Genomic DNA, 15091 nt, shown 5'->3' with positions numbered 1-15091 from the left:
TTTCCTTTTTATTTTTTCAAGACTGTCGATTCCATGGTGATTTTTCCACGCACTCCATTGGCCCGTGCGGCCCTGATACTGATCGTTGCCGCCCTGGCTGGCTGCGCCACGCCGCCACGCGGCCCCGTCGAACTCAACCTGGTGGCCCTGAATGATTTCCATGGCAATCTCGACAGCAGCAAATTTACCTACACCAGCGTCAACGATCCGTCCCGCAAGGTCACGGTGCAGGCCGGTGGCATCGATGTGCTGTCCGGTGCCCTGAAGGCCTGGCGCCGCGAAGATGCGCAACTGATTTTTGTCGGCAATGGCGACCTGGTCGGCGCCAGCCCCGCCATGTCGGCGCTGTGGGCGGACGAGCCGAGCATCGTCGCCATGAATATGCTGGGCATGGCGGCCAGCTCCGTCGGCAACCACGAATTTGACCAGGGCAAGGCGGAACTGCTGCGCCAGCAGCGCGGCGGCTGCGACTCCGCACGCGCCGACAAGGCCTGCAAGTACAGCCCCGATTTTGCCGGCGCCAGCTATAGCTACCTGGCCGCCAATGTGATCGACACGCAAACGGGCAAGTCGCTGCTGCCAGGCTACAAGATTGAACAGGCGCATGGCGTGAAAGTGGGCCTGATCGGCGCTGTGCTGAAAGATACGCCGTCCGTGGTGACGGCGGCCGGCATTGCCGGCCTGCAGTTCGGCGATGAAGCCGACGCCATCAACGCCACCTTGCCGGCGCTGCGCGCGCAAGGCGTGGGCGTGTTCGTGGTGCTGCTGCACCAGGGTGGCGAGACGGAAGAATATGTGGACCAGCCCGACTGCGGCAAACTCAAAGGCCCGGTGATCGACGTCGTCAAGCGCCTCGATCCGGCGATTCAACTGGTCGTCAGCGGCCATTCGCACCAGGGCTATCTGTGCAGGGTCGATGGCCGGCTGGTGACGCAGGCGCAGATGGGCGGCCATATGCTGACCCGCATCAAGCTGAAAGTCGATACGGTTAAAAATGCCGTGGTCGATGCCAGCGCGCAAAACGTCGTGATGTTGCCGGGCATGTTCGAGCCGGACGCCAAGGTGGCCGCCTACCTGGCCGCCGTGAAACAGCGCAGCGCGGCCGAACTGTCGCGTCCGGTAGCAAAGATCGCCGTGCCGCTGGTGGGCCGCAGCACCAGGGGCGGCGGCGCCTCGGCGCTGGGCGACCTGGTGGCCGACAGCACCCTGTTCGGCGCGCGCGCGGCCGGCGCCCAGATCGGGCTGATGAACAATGGCGGCATCCGCAAGGACCTGGAAGCGGGCACTGATTTGATGACCAATGTGGGCCAGAACCAGGCGGTGGTGCCGTTCGGCAATACCCTGGTCGTGGTCAGCCTGTCCGGCGCGCAGATCCGCACCCTGCTGGAACAACAATGGCCGGACACCACAGCAGAGGAGGGCAATCTGCTGCAGGTCTCGCAAGGTTTTACGTATCGCTGGGACAGCACGCGCCCGCAAGGCCAGCGCGTGCTTCCCGGCAGCATCATGCTCGATGGCGTGGCGCTCAACGATGAGCAGCAATACCGCGTGGCCGCCAACAGTTTCCTGGCCGGCGGCGGCGACCGCTTTACCGTGCTGGCCAACGGCACGCGCCGCCTGGACACCGGTGTGCGCGATATCGACGCGTTCAGCAATTACCTGATCGCGCGTGCGCGCGCCGGCAAGCCGGCCGGCAGCGCCACCGCGGCCGGCCGCATCGTGCGCGTCAAATAATCACTACAAGGAAAACTCATGCGTCGTCTTTTATATTCTGTTCTCGTTGCCAGCCTGTACACCGGCAGCGCCCATGCCGATTTCACGATCCCCGGTTTTGAGCTGGTGCATACCTCGCCGGTGGAAACCACGCTGGCCAACCCGGACCTGCGCGAGCCGGTCACGGTCTGGAGCGAGCTGTTCGACTCGGCCAAAAAAGACATCGTCATCGCCCAGTTCTACGCCGTCAGCAAACCGGGCACGGCCTTTGAAAAAGTGCTGGCCAGCTTGACGCAAGCGGGCCAGCGCGGCGTCAAGATCCGCTTCCTGCTGGACCTGAAAGGCGTGGGCCTGTCGGAGCCGGCGACCATCGAGCAACTGAAGGCGATACCCAACCTCGACCTGCGCATCATCGACTTCAACAAGATCACCGGCAACGGCATCGTGCACGCCAAATACCTGGCCGTCGATGGCCAGGTCGCCTATATCGGCAGCCAGAATTTCGACTGGCGCTCGTTCGCGCATATCCATGAAACCGGCTTGAAGATTACCGAGCCGGCCATGGTGGCCCAGGTGCAGGCGATTTTCGAGCAGGACTGGCAGGCGCAGGCTTTGACGGCCAAGGGCGGCCGCGCCACCGTGCTCAACAGCAAAACCGTGCCGGCCAACTATGCGCAGAACGCGTTTTTACTGGCCAGCCCGAACGCGTATAACCCTGCTGGCGTTGGCGACTCGGAAAGCGGCTTGCCGGCCCTGCTGGCCGACGCCAAGAGCGAGGTGCGCATCCAGCTGCTCGACTACGCGCCGCTGTCCTACGGTCCTAACCGCACGCGGCCGTATTACGCCGTGATCGACAACGCCGTGCGCGCGGCCGCCCAGCGCGGCGTGAAAATCAAATTGATGGTGTCCGCCTGGAACACCGAAGCGCCGGCGATTGCCTACCTGAAAAGCCTGGCGCTGGTGCCCAACGTCGAGATCCGCATCGTGACGATCCCCACCGCCAGCACCGGCTTTATTCCGTTTGCACGCGTCATCCACAGCAAGACCATGACGATCGACGGCAAGCTGGCCTGGGTCGGCACCAGCAACTGGGCCGGCGGCTATTTCGACCTGTCGCGCAACCTGGAAGTGGTGCTGCGCAACGAAGCGATGGCGCAGCGCCTGGCGGCCCTGCACGAGCAGACCTGGAGCTCGGGCTATGCCCAGCCCATCGATATCAACAAGCAATATCCAAAACCAGCCAAGGGGACGCCGCAGTGATGAAAAAACTGAGTTGCGTGCTGGCGCTGGCAGGCGCCTTCATGAGCGGCAACGCGCTGGCCTGGGGTACTGACGGCCACCGCGCCGTCGGGGCGATTGCCGACCAGTTGCTCAAGGGCAGCGCGGCCCAGGCGAACATCGCCGCCTTGCTGCTTCCCGGCGAAACCCTGGAGTCGATCGCCAACTGGCCCGACTGCGTGAAGGGCAGCTATTGCGGTCCGCAATCGCCCGAGATGCAGGCCTATGTGGCGGCCAATCCCAAGCACAGCGCATACCATTACACCGATATCCCGTTCCAGAACGCGCACTATCACGATGGCGCCGTGGGCAGCGCCGATGACGATATCGTGCAAACCTTGAAACAGGCGATCCTGGTGTTGCAGGGCAAGGCGGATGCGGCCAGCAATCCGCACCAGTTCACGCCGCGCCAGGCGCTGATCCTGCTCACGCACATGGTCGGCGATATCCACCAGCCCTTGCATGTGGGCGCGGCCTACCTGGCGAAGGATGGCAGCTTCGTGGTGCCGGAAAGCCGGGCGCAGATCGACGGCCTGGCGATTTTCGATGCACGTGGCGGCAATAACCTGTTGCTGGACGACGCTGGAATCACGGCCTTGTCCGATGCCGTGATTCCAGCGGCCCTGCCGCAAGAAGAGGGCGCACCGAAACCTGCCGCCTATCCGAAGTCGCCAACGAAGCCGCTGCACTCGTACTGGGACAGCACCGTGGTCGATTACGCCATGCGGCGCCTGTCGACGCGCACGCCGCGCCAGTTTGCGCAGACGGTGATCGCCAGCAAGCCTGATGTGCCCGGCAATACCGGCGAGCCGTCCAGCTGGCCGTATCAATGGGCCGATGCCTCGCTGGCCGCGTCAAAAATCGCCTACGCCGGGGTGGTGGCCGGGCCGGCCACGCAGCAGACCAGCCGCAAGGGCGAGCCCTACTATGTATGGTCGCTGAAGGTGCCCGGCGACTATCCGGTACCGAGTTCAGCCTTGGCCAAGACGCAGCTGATCAATGGCGGCTATCACCTGGCGGCCGTGCTGCGGGCGATCTGGCCTTGACGTTCAAGCGAGCGTGATGGCGATGCCCATCTCGCGATAAGGCGCCAGCAGCGCCTCGTCGGTGTCGCGCAGCACCACGATATCGCTGACCTGGTTCAATGGCGCGATCTGGAACGGCGACGAAGTATGGAGCTTTTCCGGCGAGGCCAGCACCACCGTGCGCGCGGCCGCGCCGCTCAAGGCGCGCTTGACGCAGGCTTCCTCGTGGTCGCCGGTGGTGATGCCGGCCTGCGGATGCAGGCTCGATACGCCCATGAAATACAGGTCGGCGCGCATGCGGGCGATCGCTTCGACGGTGGCGGCACCCACGTTGACGATGGAGTGCCTGAACAATCGTCCTCCCAGCATCACCACCTCGATCAAAGGGTGGTTGACCAGCTCCACCGCAATCGACGGACTGTGCGTCACCACTGTGGCGCGCAGCTCGCGCGGCAGCTGGCGCACCAGTTGCACGCAGGTGGTGCCGCCATCGATAAAGACGACCTGGCCAGCGCCGAGCATGGCCGCCGCGGCGCGGCCGATGGCCGGCTTGGCCTCAAGCGACAGCTGTTCACGGCTGGCATACGGCGCCAGCGCGGGCGAGGCGGGCAGGTTCGGTATCGCGCCGCCATGCACGCGCTGCAGCAAACCCTCCCTGGCCAGTTCGCGCAGGTCGCGCCGTATCGTGTCTTCCGATAATCCCAGCGTCTCGCTGACGGTTCTGGCGACGAGCTGGCCTTCGCGTTGCAACAGGTCCAGCAGATAGTGCTTGCGTTGATGTGTCAGCATATTTCTTGAATTCTCTCGATTTTTCTTATACTTACACGAGTTTGCATGATAAAGTCGGCGCATGCAAGCACAAGGAGACAAGATGAACGAAGAAAGAGTACGCATCCGGGATATCACGACCCTGTCGCATGACTGGTATCTGCTACAGAAAACCACGTTTGACTATCTGCGCGGCGACGGCCAGTGGCAGACGCAGACGCGCGAAACCTATGACCGTGGCGATGGCGCCACCATCCTGCTGTACAACCGCGCAAAACGCACGGTGATCCTGGTGCGCCAGTTCCGCTTTCCCACCTATCGCGAAGGCCATGACGGTTTCCTGATCGAGGCGGCGGCCGGCCTCCTGGAGCAAGCCAGTCCTGAACAGCGCATCCGCGCCGAAGTAGAAGAAGAAACCGGCTACCGTGTTGGCCAGGTGCACAAGGTGTTCGACGCCTTCATGAGCCCCGGTTCCGTTACCGAGCGCCTGCATTTCTTTGCCGCCGAATATGAGGCATCGAGCCGGCTGAACGGCGGCGGTGGGCTGGCGCAGGAAGGCGAGGATATCGAGGTGCTGGAACTGCCGCTGGACGTGGCCCTGCGCATGGTGGCCGACGGGCGCATCTGCGACGGCAAGACCATCATGCTGCTGCAGCACGCCCAGCTGCATCTGATGCCGGCCCAAAAAAGCCTGCAGATCCTGGTCGCCGGCCCTTACCGTTCGGGCACCGGCGACGATCCCGTCAAGATGGCGGCCAATGTGGCGGCGATGGAAGCGCAGTGCCTGCCGCTGTATGCGGCCGGCCATATGCCGGTGCTGGGGGAATGGCTGGCCCTGCCGATGCTGGCGCTGGCCGGTTCCAGGCAAGTGGGCGATGCGGTGTACGAGCAACTGTTTCATACGCATTGCGAACGCCTGCTGGCCCATTGCGATGGGGTGCTGCGCATCGGTGGCGATTCTTCCGGCGCCGACCGCATGGTGGCGGTGGCGCGTGGGCTGGGGCTGCCGATCTGGTTTTCGCTGGAAGAGATTCCAACGGCATAAAAAAAGCGAAGCCCGCGGGCTTCGCTTTTTTATTGGCGCAGGCTGAAGATCAGCGCGATTTGACGAAGGGAATGCCGATCGCTTTCGGCGCCACCGACTTGGCCATCAGGCCGGCCAGCACGATCACCGTCACCACGTACGGCACCATCTGGATCAGCGAGCCCGGAATGCGGCCCACCACCGGCAGATCAACGCCTTCGATCTGGATCTGGATCGCGCCGAAGAAGCCGAACATCAGGCAGCCGAGGAAGGTGTAGACCGGGCGCCAGTTGCCAAACACCATGGCGGTCAGCGCCAGGTAGCCGGCGCCGGCCGACATGTCGCGCAGGAAGAAACCGCTTTGCACGATGGCGAGATACGCACCGGAGAACGAGCACAGGATGCCGGCCACCAGCATGGCCATATAGCGCGTCGCTTCCACGCTCACGCCTGCCGAATCGGCCGCGTGCGGGTTTTCGCCACAGGCGCGCAGGCGCAGGCCGAAGCGTGTGTGGTACAGCAGCCAGTGCACCAGCGGGATCAACAGGAAAGCCACGTAGACCAGGATGGAATGGCCGCCGATCAGGTGAGCGTAGACCCAGCCGATGAACGGAATATGTTCCACGTACTGGGTGCCGGGCAGCACCACGTCGAACAATCGCGCGCTGCCGAGGTCCGGCGTGCGGCCGCCTTGCTGGAAGAAGAACTGCGCCAGCACAAAGGTCAGCCCGCTCATGGCGATATTGATGGCCATGCCGGCCACCAGCTGGTTGCCCTTTTGCGTGATGCTCACATAGGCCTGCAGCAGGGCCAGCGCGACGCACACCAGCATGCCGGCGGCCATGCCGTAATACGGGTTCTGCGTGGTGTAGGCGACGGCGGCGGACGCGAAGGCGCTGGCCAGGATCTTGCCTTCCAGGCCGATATCGATCATGCCGCTGCGTTCGGCGAACAGGCCGGCCATGGCGGCAAAGATCAGCACCGGCGCATTGCGCACGGTCGAGACCAGGATGCTGGCGAAATGAAAGTCGTCGAGTGTCATGGTGTCAGCCTTTGGTGCGCTTGAGCAGGGCGGAAATGGCCGGTGCGTAGAAGTTTTCCATCGCGCCGCAGAACAGGATGATCAGGCCCTGGATAAAGATAAAGGTCTCGGTCGGGATATTCGGTTTTTCCAGCGACAGATCAAAACCGCCCTGTATCAGCGCGCCGAACAGCACCGACGACAAAAAGATGCCGACCGGATGCTGGCGGCCCATCAGCGCGATCGCGATGCCGATAAAGCCGGCGCCGCCAACGAAATTGAGCGACAGGTAATGGGTCGAGCCCATGATGGAGTTGACGGAACCGAGGCCCGCCAGCGCGCCGGAAATCAACATGACGATGATGATCATCTTGCTGATCGACACGCCCGCATAGTGGGCCGCGTGCTTGTTCAGGCCGGTGGCGCGCAGCTTGAAGCCCCACGACGAACGCCACACCATCACGCCATAAATCGCCAGCGCGAGGATGGCCAGAATAAAGCTGATGTTCAGCGGCGTGTCGCCCAGGGCCGGGAACCAGGTCGACAAACGCGGCATTTCGCCGCTTTCGGCAAACACGCGGCTGGCGGTGTTCTGTTCGCCCGGCGGGATCAGGTATTTCACGATCACGAAGTTCATCAGGCTGGCGGCGATAAAGTTGAACATGATGGTGGTGACCACGATATGGCTGCCGCGTTTGGCTTGCAGGTAGCCGGGCAAAAAGCCCCACAGCGCGCCGAACAGGGCGGCACCGAGCATGGCGGCCGGAATCAGGAGCCAGGCGGGCAGGGTCTGGTCAAACGCCAGCATGGCCACCGTCAGGCCCAGGCCGCCGATATACATCTGGCCTTCGCTGCCGATATTGAACAGGCCGGCCTGCATCGCCACCGACACGGACAGCCCCGTGAAAATGAAGGTGCTGGCGTAGAACAAGGTGTAGCTCAGGCCTTCCGGATTGAGGATGGCGCTGTTGATCAGGATGCCCAGCGATTCGCCCGGGTCTTCGCCGAGCAGATAGATCACCAGGGCTGCGACCAGCAAGGCCGACAGCAGGTTTAACATGGGCATGACAAAGGCTGTCGCCCAGCGTGGCAAGTCGTTATTCATGATTTGTGCATTCCCCCCATCAGCAGGCCGATGCGGGTGGTATCGAATTCTTCAATTTTCAGTTCGCCGGTGATGCGTCCGCCGCACATGACCAGAATGCGGTCGGCCAGCGCCCGCACTTCTTCCAGTTCGACCGACACCAGCAGGATCGCCACGCCCGCGTCGCGCAGGGCCAGCAATTGCGTATGGATGCTTTCGATGGTGCCGATATCGACGCCGCGCGTCGGTTGCCCGACCAGCATCAGTTTCGGCTTGGCCAGCACTTCGCGCGCGATCACCACCTTCTGCTGGTTACCGCCGGACAAGAGGCCGATGCGCAGCTCCGGGTTGGCCGGACGCACGTCAAACGTCTTGAGCAATTCGGCGCAGCGCGCGCCGATGGCCTTGAAGTTGAACAGGCCCCAGCGGTTTTTCAAATGATCCTGGTAGCCGAGGATGGTGTTGTGCATCACCGAGAAATTTTTCACCACGCCATCGCGCAAGCGGTCTTCCGGGATATGGGCAATGCCAAGATCGCGAAACACCAGCGGCAGGCCGTCGGCGTCGTGGCGCTTGCCGAAAGGCAGGTCCTTGTCCTGGAAGCGCAGCTTGCCCGAGGTCGGCAGGCGCATGCCCGACAGAATTTCCAGCAGCTCGCTCTGGCCGTTGCCCGACACGCCGGCAATGGCCACGATCTCCCCGGCGCGCAAGGTAAAACCTATGTCGGCCAACAACTTCACCTGCTGCTCGTCGGCCAGCTGCAGGCCGTCCACTTCCAGCACGGTGGCGCCCGGATTGTAGGGCGCGCGCGGCAGGTGGCTCTGGATGGGGCGGCCCACCATCATGTTGGCCAGCTCTTCCTTCGAGGTGCCGGCCGTGGCCACCGCGCCCACCACCGTGCCGCCGCGCATGACGGTGACGTTGTCGGTGATTTCCAGGATCTCCTGCAGCTTGTGCGTGATCAGGATGATGGTCTTGCCTTGCTCCTTGAACAGGCGCAGGATCTCGAACAGCGAGGCCGTTTCCTGGGCCGTCAGCACGGCCGTCGGCTCGTCGAGGATCAGGATATTGGCGCTGCGGTAAATCTGCTTGAGGATCTCCACGCGCTGCTGGGCGCCGACCGACAGATCCTCGATTTTCGCCAGCGGGTCGACGTCGAGGCGGTAGCGCGTGCAGATCTCGCGCAGCTTCGCTTCGGCTTCGGCGCGGTGGCTGGCCAGGCGGAAACCGCCTTCGGTGCCGAGCATGATATTGTCGAGCACGGTGAAGTTCTCGACCAGCATGAAGTGCTGGTGCACCATGCCGATGCCCAGTGCGATGGCTTCCTGGCTGTTGCGGATAGGCTGCACTTTTCCGTCGAGCAGGATTTCTCCGCCGTCGGCACGGTAATACCCGTACAGGATGCTCATCAAGGTCGATTTGCCGGCGCCGTTTTCGCCCACCAGGCCATGGATGCTGCCCTTGGCGATGGAGAAACTGACGTCGGTGTTCGCCTTCACATGTCCAAAATGCTTGGAAATGCTGCGAAATTCTACTGCTGGCTGCATAGGCTCATAACTGGATAGTTTCATGGAAACGCGCCGCGCGGGGAAAACCCGGGCGGCGCGTTCAGCAATACGGAGGAAGTTAAACCGGGCAGCTGCTGCCGACGCGGTAATCGATCACTTTGATCTTGCCATCGATAATGTCCTTGCGCGCACCCAATACACGCTTCTCGATTTCCGGCGTGATCAGCTTGCGGTTGTTGGCGTCGAGCGCCCAATCGACGCCGCCTTCTTTCAGGCCTTTATAGCTGACGCCGCCTTTCCAGGTGCCGTTTTTCACTTGCATGAAGCTGTCATACACCGTGTTGTCGACGCGCTTGACCATCGAGGTCAGCATGGTGCCCGGGTACAGATGGTTCTGGTTCGAATCGACGCCGATGGCCAGCTTGCCTTTTTCCTTGGCCATTTGCAAAGTGCCCATGCCGCTGCCGCCGGCGACCGCGAACACCACGTCGACGCCGCGCTCGAATTGCGAACGGGCCAGTTCACCGCCCTTGGCCGGGTCATTCCAGGCGCCCGAGGTGGTGCCAACCATGTTTTGCGTCAGTTCCGCTTTCGGATTGACGGCCTTGATGCCTTGCGCGTAACCGCAGGCAAAGTTGCGGATCAGCGGAATGTCGATGCCGCCGATAAAACCGAGTTTCTTGCTCTTGCTGGCCATGGCAGCGGCCACGCCGACCAGGTAGGAGCCTTCTTCTTCCTTGAACACCACCGAGTTGACGTTGGCGCCGGTGGCCTGGCCGTCGATCAGCACGAATTTCACGTTGGGAAATTCCTTGGCGACCTTTTGTACGGCTTGCGTCTGGGCAAAGCCGATGGCGGCGATCATGTCGAGTTTCTTGCGGGCCAGGCCGCGCATGACTTGCTCGGCTTGCGTATCGCTGGAAGCCTGTACTTCGATAAAGGAGATGCCGGTGTCTTTCTTGAAGCGCTCGGCGCCTTCGAAAGCGGATTGGTTGAACGACTTGTCGAACTTGCCGCCCGCGTCATACACGACACCCAGTTTTGGGTTTGCCGCGGACGCTTGAGCAGCCAGAAATGCGGCTGCGATCGTCAAACTAAGTTGTGTAAGTTTCATGAATTGGCTCCTGGAAGATCGATATTGTATATTTTTTATAGGGCAAACAGAAAATTTGGGGCCGGTTTAGCCTGTTACGCCTGCATGAATCGATGGTTCCTTATCAACATTGCACCGTAACGCGGAAGAATATTGCTGTTGCCGCCGTTTTGCGGTCGCCAGTGTGATGCGCATGCAACAGTTCGCCTTGGGCGTTCGAACCACTATGCATCATGGCTGATATGTATGGCAAATACGTTTTTGTTTAGGGATTTATATGTAACGCATATAAATCAGGTGGTATCAGGCTGCTGGCGGATTGAGGATATTCAAAAACGCGCGCACCACCGGTGCGTCGTCGAGCGTGGTGTAACTGATATACAGATTGGCCGACGGCGGATTGGTCTTGATGGGCAGGAACACCACGCCGGGCCAGCCGATGCGGCTGGTCGTTTCCGGCACCAGGGTCACCCCCAGGCCCACGCCGACCATGGCCAGCAGGGTTTGCGGCTCGTTGGCTTCCTGGAATATCATCGGCTCGAAGCCGGCATTGACGCAGCATTGCACCAGGTAGCGGGGAAAGGCCGATTTGTCGAGCGCCAGGGTCAGCATCGGTTCGTCGGCGATATCGGTCAGTTCGATCGACGCCTGCCTGGCCAGCCGGTGGTGTTCGTTGACGGCCACGCAGACATTTTCGCGGAAGCACAGTTCCTGGCGCAGATTGTCGTGGCGCAGGTCATCGTCGTTGAGCTTGGGTTCGCGCCAGAAGCCCACATCGATCTGCTTGCTGCGCAGCGCTTCGTACTGCACCGTGGGCCCCAGTTCATGGATGGTCCAGGTGACACGGGGAAATTTCGACTGGAATTGTTCCAGCAGGCTGGGAATCGGGCCCCACATGGCCGAGCCGACGATGCCGACCCGCAAGCGGCCCACTTCGCCACGGTCGATCTGGCGGATGGTGTCGATGGTCATGCGCATCTTGCCCAGCAAGTCGGCCGCCTCGTGCATCAGCGCCTTGCCCGCCACCGTCAGCTCGAAGGTGCGGGTGGTACGTGCAAACAGGCGCACGCCCAGTTCGGTTTCCAGTTTCATGATCTGCTGGCTCAGGGGCGGCTGCGAGATATGCAGGCGCTCGGCCGCGCGGCTGAAGCTTTTCTCCTCGGCGACGGCGAGAAAATACTTTAACTGTTTCAGATCGATGGACATGCTTTCCTTGCCGTGCGTGGTGCCTGGAGGGAACAACGCGCGGGCCGGTCAGCGCCCGCGCGCTTCTTTACAGCAGTCCTATTATCGTGCGGCAAGCCCCTGCATGGCAATGGCAAGCTGAGCGCCGACCTGGGCGTTGTGCTTGACCAGCGCAATATTGGTCGCCAGGCTGCGCCCGTCCGTCAGTTGCTTGATGCGCGACAGCAAAAATGGCGTGACCTGCTTGCCTTTCACGCCGCCGGCGTCCGCTTCCCGCAGCGCTTGCGTGGTAATGGCGTCGATCTCTTCCTTCGGCATCGCCTGCGCGGCCGGCACCGGATTGCTGACCACCACGCCGCCCTTCAAACCGAGCTGCCATTTGGTGTCGATGAATGCCGCTTGTTCGGCCGCGCTGTCGAGGCGGAAATCGGCCTTGAAGCCACTTTCGCGCGTAAAGAAGGCGGGAAAACCTTCCTGGCCGACGCTGATTACCGGCACCCCGTGGGTTTCCAGGTATTCCAGGGTCAGGCCGATATCGAGGATCGATTTCACGCCGGCGCACACCACCGCCACCGAGGTTTGCGCCAGTTCCTGCAGGTCGGCCGAAATATCGAAGCTGGTTTCCGCGCCGCGGTGCACGCCGCCGATGCCGCCCGTGACGAACACGGCAATGCCGGCCAGCTCGGCGCAGATCATGGTGGCGGCCACCGTGGTGGCGCCAAGTTTTTTCTGCGACAGCACGAACGGCAGGTCGCGGCGGCTGACCTTCATGGCGTCGGGCGAAGTGGCCAGCAGCTCCAGCTGCTCGGGCGACAGGCCGATGCAGATCCGGCCGTCGATAATGGCGATGGTGGCCGGCACGGCGCCGCCGTCACGGATGATCTGTTCCACTTCGCGCGCCATTTCCACGTTTTGCGGATACGGCATGCCGTGCGAAATAATGGTGGACTCCAGCGCCACGATGGCCTTGCCGGCCGCGCGCGCGTCCAGCACTTCTTGCGAGAACAACAGGGAAGGGTGCAGTTGGGTCATGAATTTTTCCAGTCAGGAAAGGGGGAGTGGAGCATCTTCAACATCGCTGAGGACGCTGGCGGAAATCAAGGGTGAGACGGTGGCGCTGGACGCCAGGGTCATGGCGGCCAGTGTCAGGCCGCGCCGGCAGGCCAGCGCCAGGTGTTGGCTGTCGTGATACAGCGACCAGCAGACGGCGGCCGAAAAAGCGTCGCCGGCGCCGGTGACGTCGACCGCGTCGACGGCCAGGGCGGGCAGGTGGGTCATGGCCGCGTCCACTGCGCCACTTTCGCCAAACAGCACGCCGTTGGCGCCCAGGGTGACGATCAGCTGGCGCACGCCCTGGCGCAGCACTTCGCGGCAGGCGCCGTGCAGTTCCTCGTCGTTCGGCAAGGCGCGCGCGACGCGGGTTTCCAGTTCGCCACGGTTCAGTATCAGCAGCTGCAAACCCGTCAGGTCTTGCGGCAGGTGCGCCATCTTCGGTTGCGACACCGCCACGATCACCAGCGGTGCGGCGTTATGCTCGGCCGCTCTGGCTTCGTCGAGCAAAAAGGCGACGCTCGCAAGGCCGAGGTTCAGGTCGCAGACGGTCAGCGCCGCCTGCGCGCGCTGTGGCTGGCGGCTGTGCAGAAAGGCCGGGGTCAGCTGTTCATACAGCTGCATGTCGGCCATCGCCAGCAGCATTTCGCCGTGTTCATCGAGCACGGCGGTATAGGTGCCGCTGCCGGTATTGGCCAGGTGCAGGCTGCCGCGCAGGTCGATGCCGGCGTCTTCCGCATGGGTTTGCAAGGCATGGCCGGCCGCGTCGTCGCCCAGCGCCGTCAGCAGCGCCACCGGCAAGCCCAGGCGGGCCAGGTTTTCGGCGATATTGCGGCCGACACCACCGAATACTTCGGTCGAACGCACGGGGTTGGATGTGCCCATCTGCAAGGTGGCCAGGGTGCGCATCTTGCGATCCAGGTTGGCGGCGCCCAGGCACAGCACGGGCCGGCTGTCGGGCAGCACATAGGCGCGGCCCAGCAGCCGGCGTTCGCGGATCAGGCCGGCGATATGACCGGCCACAGCCGAGCGCGACAAGCCCAGCTCGCTCGCCAGTTCCTGCTGCGAAATAAACGGATTGCTGCGTATCAGCGCGTACAGCTGGTCTTTTTTGGAAAGGTCGTTCACGGCAGGCCTGTTTTAACAATTGTTTGCAAGGTTAAACTTTTGTCTGTTCGATGTCAATCGGCATCGCTGACAGGGCAGGGCCTGCTGCTTTATAATGCCGGCCATTTATATATCTTTTGTATAAATGCGCAAGAAAAATGGTATTTGCCATACATATTGTGCTTGATGCATAGTGGCGCCTGATAGCGCCCAACCGCATTCGATCGTCCTGCACAGACCGCCCGTACAACGCGCTGCAGGATGCAAGCAAAAGATCCACACCGATCCGCATACCAACTCATCAACCACGAGGAACATCATGTCGAACAACGCCCCTTTCCACGCCGCCGAAATCATCCGCGCCCGCGCCCCTGAAAATTTCAAGCCGCGCGTGGCGATGATCCTCGGTTCCGGCCTGGGCGTGTTGGCCGAACAGATGACCGACGCCGTCAGCATCAGCTTTGACGAACTGCCGGGCTTCCCGATCAGCACCGTGCACGGCCATGCCGGCGAGCTGGTGGTTGGCACCCTGTCGGGCGTGGCGGTGGTATGCATGAAAGGCCGCGGCCATTTCTACGAAGGCTACGGCATGGGCGTGATGACCAGCGCCATCCGCACCCTGAAGCTGCTGGGCTGCGAAATGCTGTTCGTCACCAATGCGGCCGGTTCCCTGCGCCCTGAAGTGGACGCCGGCAGCCTGGTGGCCATCACCGACCATATCAACCTGCTGCCAGGCACGCCGATGGTCGGCCCGAACGACGACCGCTTCGGCCCGCGCTTCTTCAGCATGGCCAATGCCTATGACGCCGAACTGCGCCAGCAAGTCAAGGACACGGCCGCCGCCAACGGCATCACCCTGCACGAAGGCGTATTCGTGGCCTACCCTGGCCCGAACTTCGAGACGGCCGCCGAGATCCGCATGATGGCCCGCCTGGGCGCCGATACGGTCGGCATGTCGGTGGTGCCGGAAGTGGTGTCGGCCCGCCATTGCGACCTGAAAGTGGTGGGCGTGTCGGTGATCACCAACCTGGCCGAAGGCATGTCGCCATTCGCCCTGTCGCACGAGCAGACCCTGAAATACGCGGCCATCGGCGCCAAAGACCTGGTCAAGCTGATCCTGGCCTTCCTGGCCAACGTTGCCGCCACACCACAAGCTTAAGCATCCCCAGCGCCGCGCACGCGTGGACAACGCCTGCGCGGCGAGGCCGGACGATCCGGCCTACACTATCCGCATT

General features: G+C 62.5%; 12 protein-coding genes and 1 pseudogene. 5 read left to right on the top strand and 8 right to left on the bottom strand.

Annotated elements, in window-relative coordinates; all coding sequences use genetic code 11:
- Positions 1-33 precede the first annotated feature (33 nt).
- The 3 genes from ASR47_RS08935 to ASR47_RS08925 are packed head-to-tail and all read left to right on the top strand — an operon-like array spanning position 34 to position 4037.
- Complete coding sequence (locus ASR47_RS08935) at positions 34-1734, top strand: bifunctional metallophosphatase/5'-nucleotidase (protein ID WP_065307417.1); 1701 nt, start codon at positions 34-36, stop codon at positions 1732-1734.
- 18 nt (positions 1735-1752) lie between these two features.
- On the top strand, positions 1753-2973 hold the full coding sequence (locus tag ASR47_RS08930; RefSeq protein WP_065307416.1) for a phospholipase D-like domain-containing protein: 1221 nt from the start codon (positions 1753-1755) through the stop codon (positions 2971-2973).
- Positions 2973-4037 (top strand): S1/P1 nuclease, encoded by a 1065-nt coding sequence (locus ASR47_RS08925; RefSeq protein ID WP_065307415.1) that lies wholly within the window; start codon positions 2973-2975, stop codon positions 4035-4037. The genes ASR47_RS08930 and ASR47_RS08925 overlap by 1 nt, the downstream gene beginning before the upstream one ends.
- A gap of 3 nt (positions 4038-4040) precedes the next feature.
- Here ASR47_RS08925 and ASR47_RS08920 read toward each other — a convergent pair whose 3' ends face one another.
- Positions 4041-4805, bottom strand: a complete 765-nt coding sequence (locus tag ASR47_RS08920) for a DeoR/GlpR family DNA-binding transcription regulator (RefSeq protein ID WP_065307414.1) — start codon at positions 4803-4805, stop codon at positions 4041-4043.
- 82 nt (positions 4806-4887) lie between these two features.
- On the opposite strand from ASR47_RS08920, the pseudogene ASR47_RS27865 reads away from it, so the two are divergent.
- Positions 4888-5463 (top strand): annotated as a pseudogene (locus ASR47_RS27865) (NUDIX domain-containing protein); the annotation flags it as partial.
- Between the two features lie 415 nt (positions 5464-5878).
- On the opposite strand, the gene ASR47_RS08910 reads toward ASR47_RS27865, so the two are convergent.
- The 7 genes from ASR47_RS08910 to ASR47_RS08880 all read right to left on the bottom strand — a co-directional run bounded on the left by ASR47_RS08910 (position 5879) and on the right by ASR47_RS08880 (position 13877).
- Positions 5879-6850: an ABC transporter permease gene (locus tag ASR47_RS08910; protein WP_065307412.1), complete on the bottom strand. Its 972-nt coding sequence runs from the start codon at positions 6848-6850 to the stop codon at positions 5879-5881.
- Between the two features lie 4 nt (positions 6851-6854).
- Positions 6855-7934, bottom strand: a complete 1080-nt coding sequence (locus tag ASR47_RS08905; protein WP_065307411.1) for an ABC transporter permease — start codon at positions 7932-7934, stop codon at positions 6855-6857.
- A complete protein-coding gene (locus ASR47_RS08900; protein WP_065307410.1) occupies positions 7931-9460 on the bottom strand; it encodes an ABC transporter ATP-binding protein in 1530 nt (509 codons plus the stop codon). Before ASR47_RS08900 ends, ASR47_RS08905 begins: the two co-directional genes overlap by 4 nt.
- Positions 9461-9539: 79 nt before the next feature.
- Positions 9540-10535 (bottom strand): BMP family lipoprotein, encoded by a 996-nt coding sequence (locus ASR47_RS08895; RefSeq protein ID WP_065307409.1) that lies wholly within the window; start codon positions 10533-10535, stop codon positions 9540-9542.
- Positions 10536-10817: 282 nt separating this feature from the next.
- Positions 10818-11720, bottom strand: a complete 903-nt coding sequence (locus tag ASR47_RS08890) for a LysR family transcriptional regulator (RefSeq protein WP_065307408.1) — start codon at positions 11718-11720, stop codon at positions 10818-10820.
- A gap of 81 nt (positions 11721-11801) precedes the next feature.
- The gene (locus ASR47_RS08885) at positions 11802-12722 is read right to left on the bottom strand and encodes a pseudouridine-5'-phosphate glycosidase (RefSeq protein WP_065307436.1); all 921 of its coding nucleotides are present in this window, start codon (positions 12720-12722) and stop codon (positions 11802-11804) included.
- Positions 12723-12743: 21 nt separating this feature from the next.
- Positions 12744-13877, bottom strand: a complete 1134-nt coding sequence (locus tag ASR47_RS08880) for a carbohydrate kinase (RefSeq protein ID WP_065307407.1) — start codon at positions 13875-13877, stop codon at positions 12744-12746.
- A 298-nt stretch (positions 13878-14175) separates the two neighbouring features.
- Between ASR47_RS08880 and xapA the strand changes: the two genes are divergently transcribed.
- Positions 14176-15015 carry a xanthosine phosphorylase gene (xapA, locus tag ASR47_RS08875; RefSeq protein ID WP_065307406.1) on the top strand — a complete coding sequence of 280 codons (840 nt, stop codon included), beginning with the start codon at positions 14176-14178 and terminating at the stop codon, positions 15013-15015.
- Positions 15016-15091: the final 76 nt, after the last annotated feature.

The organism is Janthinobacterium psychrotolerans, assembly GCF_001677885.1.
In the GTDB taxonomy this organism is placed as follows: Bacteria; Pseudomonadota; Gammaproteobacteria; order Burkholderiales; family Burkholderiaceae_D; genus Janthinobacterium; species Janthinobacterium psychrotolerans.
Note: the sequence above shows the minus strand (reverse complement) of the source record. Positions and strands in the feature narration are given on the sequence as shown.

Coding starts and splice junctions, on each gene's coding strand:
- ASR47_RS08930 (WP_065307416.1), top strand. CDS start 1,753: ATGCGTCGTCTTTTATATTCTGTTCTCGTTGCCAGCCTGTACACCGGC.
- xapA (WP_065307406.1), top strand. CDS start 14,176: ATGTCGAACAACGCCCCTTTCCACGCCGCCGAAATCATCCGCGCCCGC.
- ASR47_RS08910 (WP_065307412.1), bottom strand. CDS start 6,850: ATGACACTCGACGACTTTCATTTCGCCAGCATCCTGGTCTCGACCGTG.
- ASR47_RS08900 (WP_065307410.1), bottom strand. CDS start 9,460: ATGCAGCCAGCAGTAGAATTTCGCAGCATTTCCAAGCATTTTGGACAT.
- ASR47_RS08920 (WP_065307414.1), bottom strand. CDS start 4,805: ATGCTGACACATCAACGCAAGCACTATCTGCTGGACCTGTTGCAACGC.
- ASR47_RS08905 (WP_065307411.1), bottom strand. CDS start 7,934: ATGAATAACGACTTGCCACGCTGGGCGACAGCCTTTGTCATGCCCATG.
- ASR47_RS08935 (WP_065307417.1), top strand. CDS start 34: ATGGTGATTTTTCCACGCACTCCATTGGCCCGTGCGGCCCTGATACTG.
- ASR47_RS08890 (WP_065307408.1), bottom strand. CDS start 11,720: ATGTCCATCGATCTGAAACAGTTAAAGTATTTTCTCGCCGTCGCCGAG.
- ASR47_RS08895 (WP_065307409.1), bottom strand. CDS start 10,535: ATGAAACTTACACAACTTAGTTTGACGATCGCAGCCGCATTTCTGGCT.
- ASR47_RS08925 (WP_065307415.1), top strand. CDS start 2,973: ATGAAAAAACTGAGTTGCGTGCTGGCGCTGGCAGGCGCCTTCATGAGC.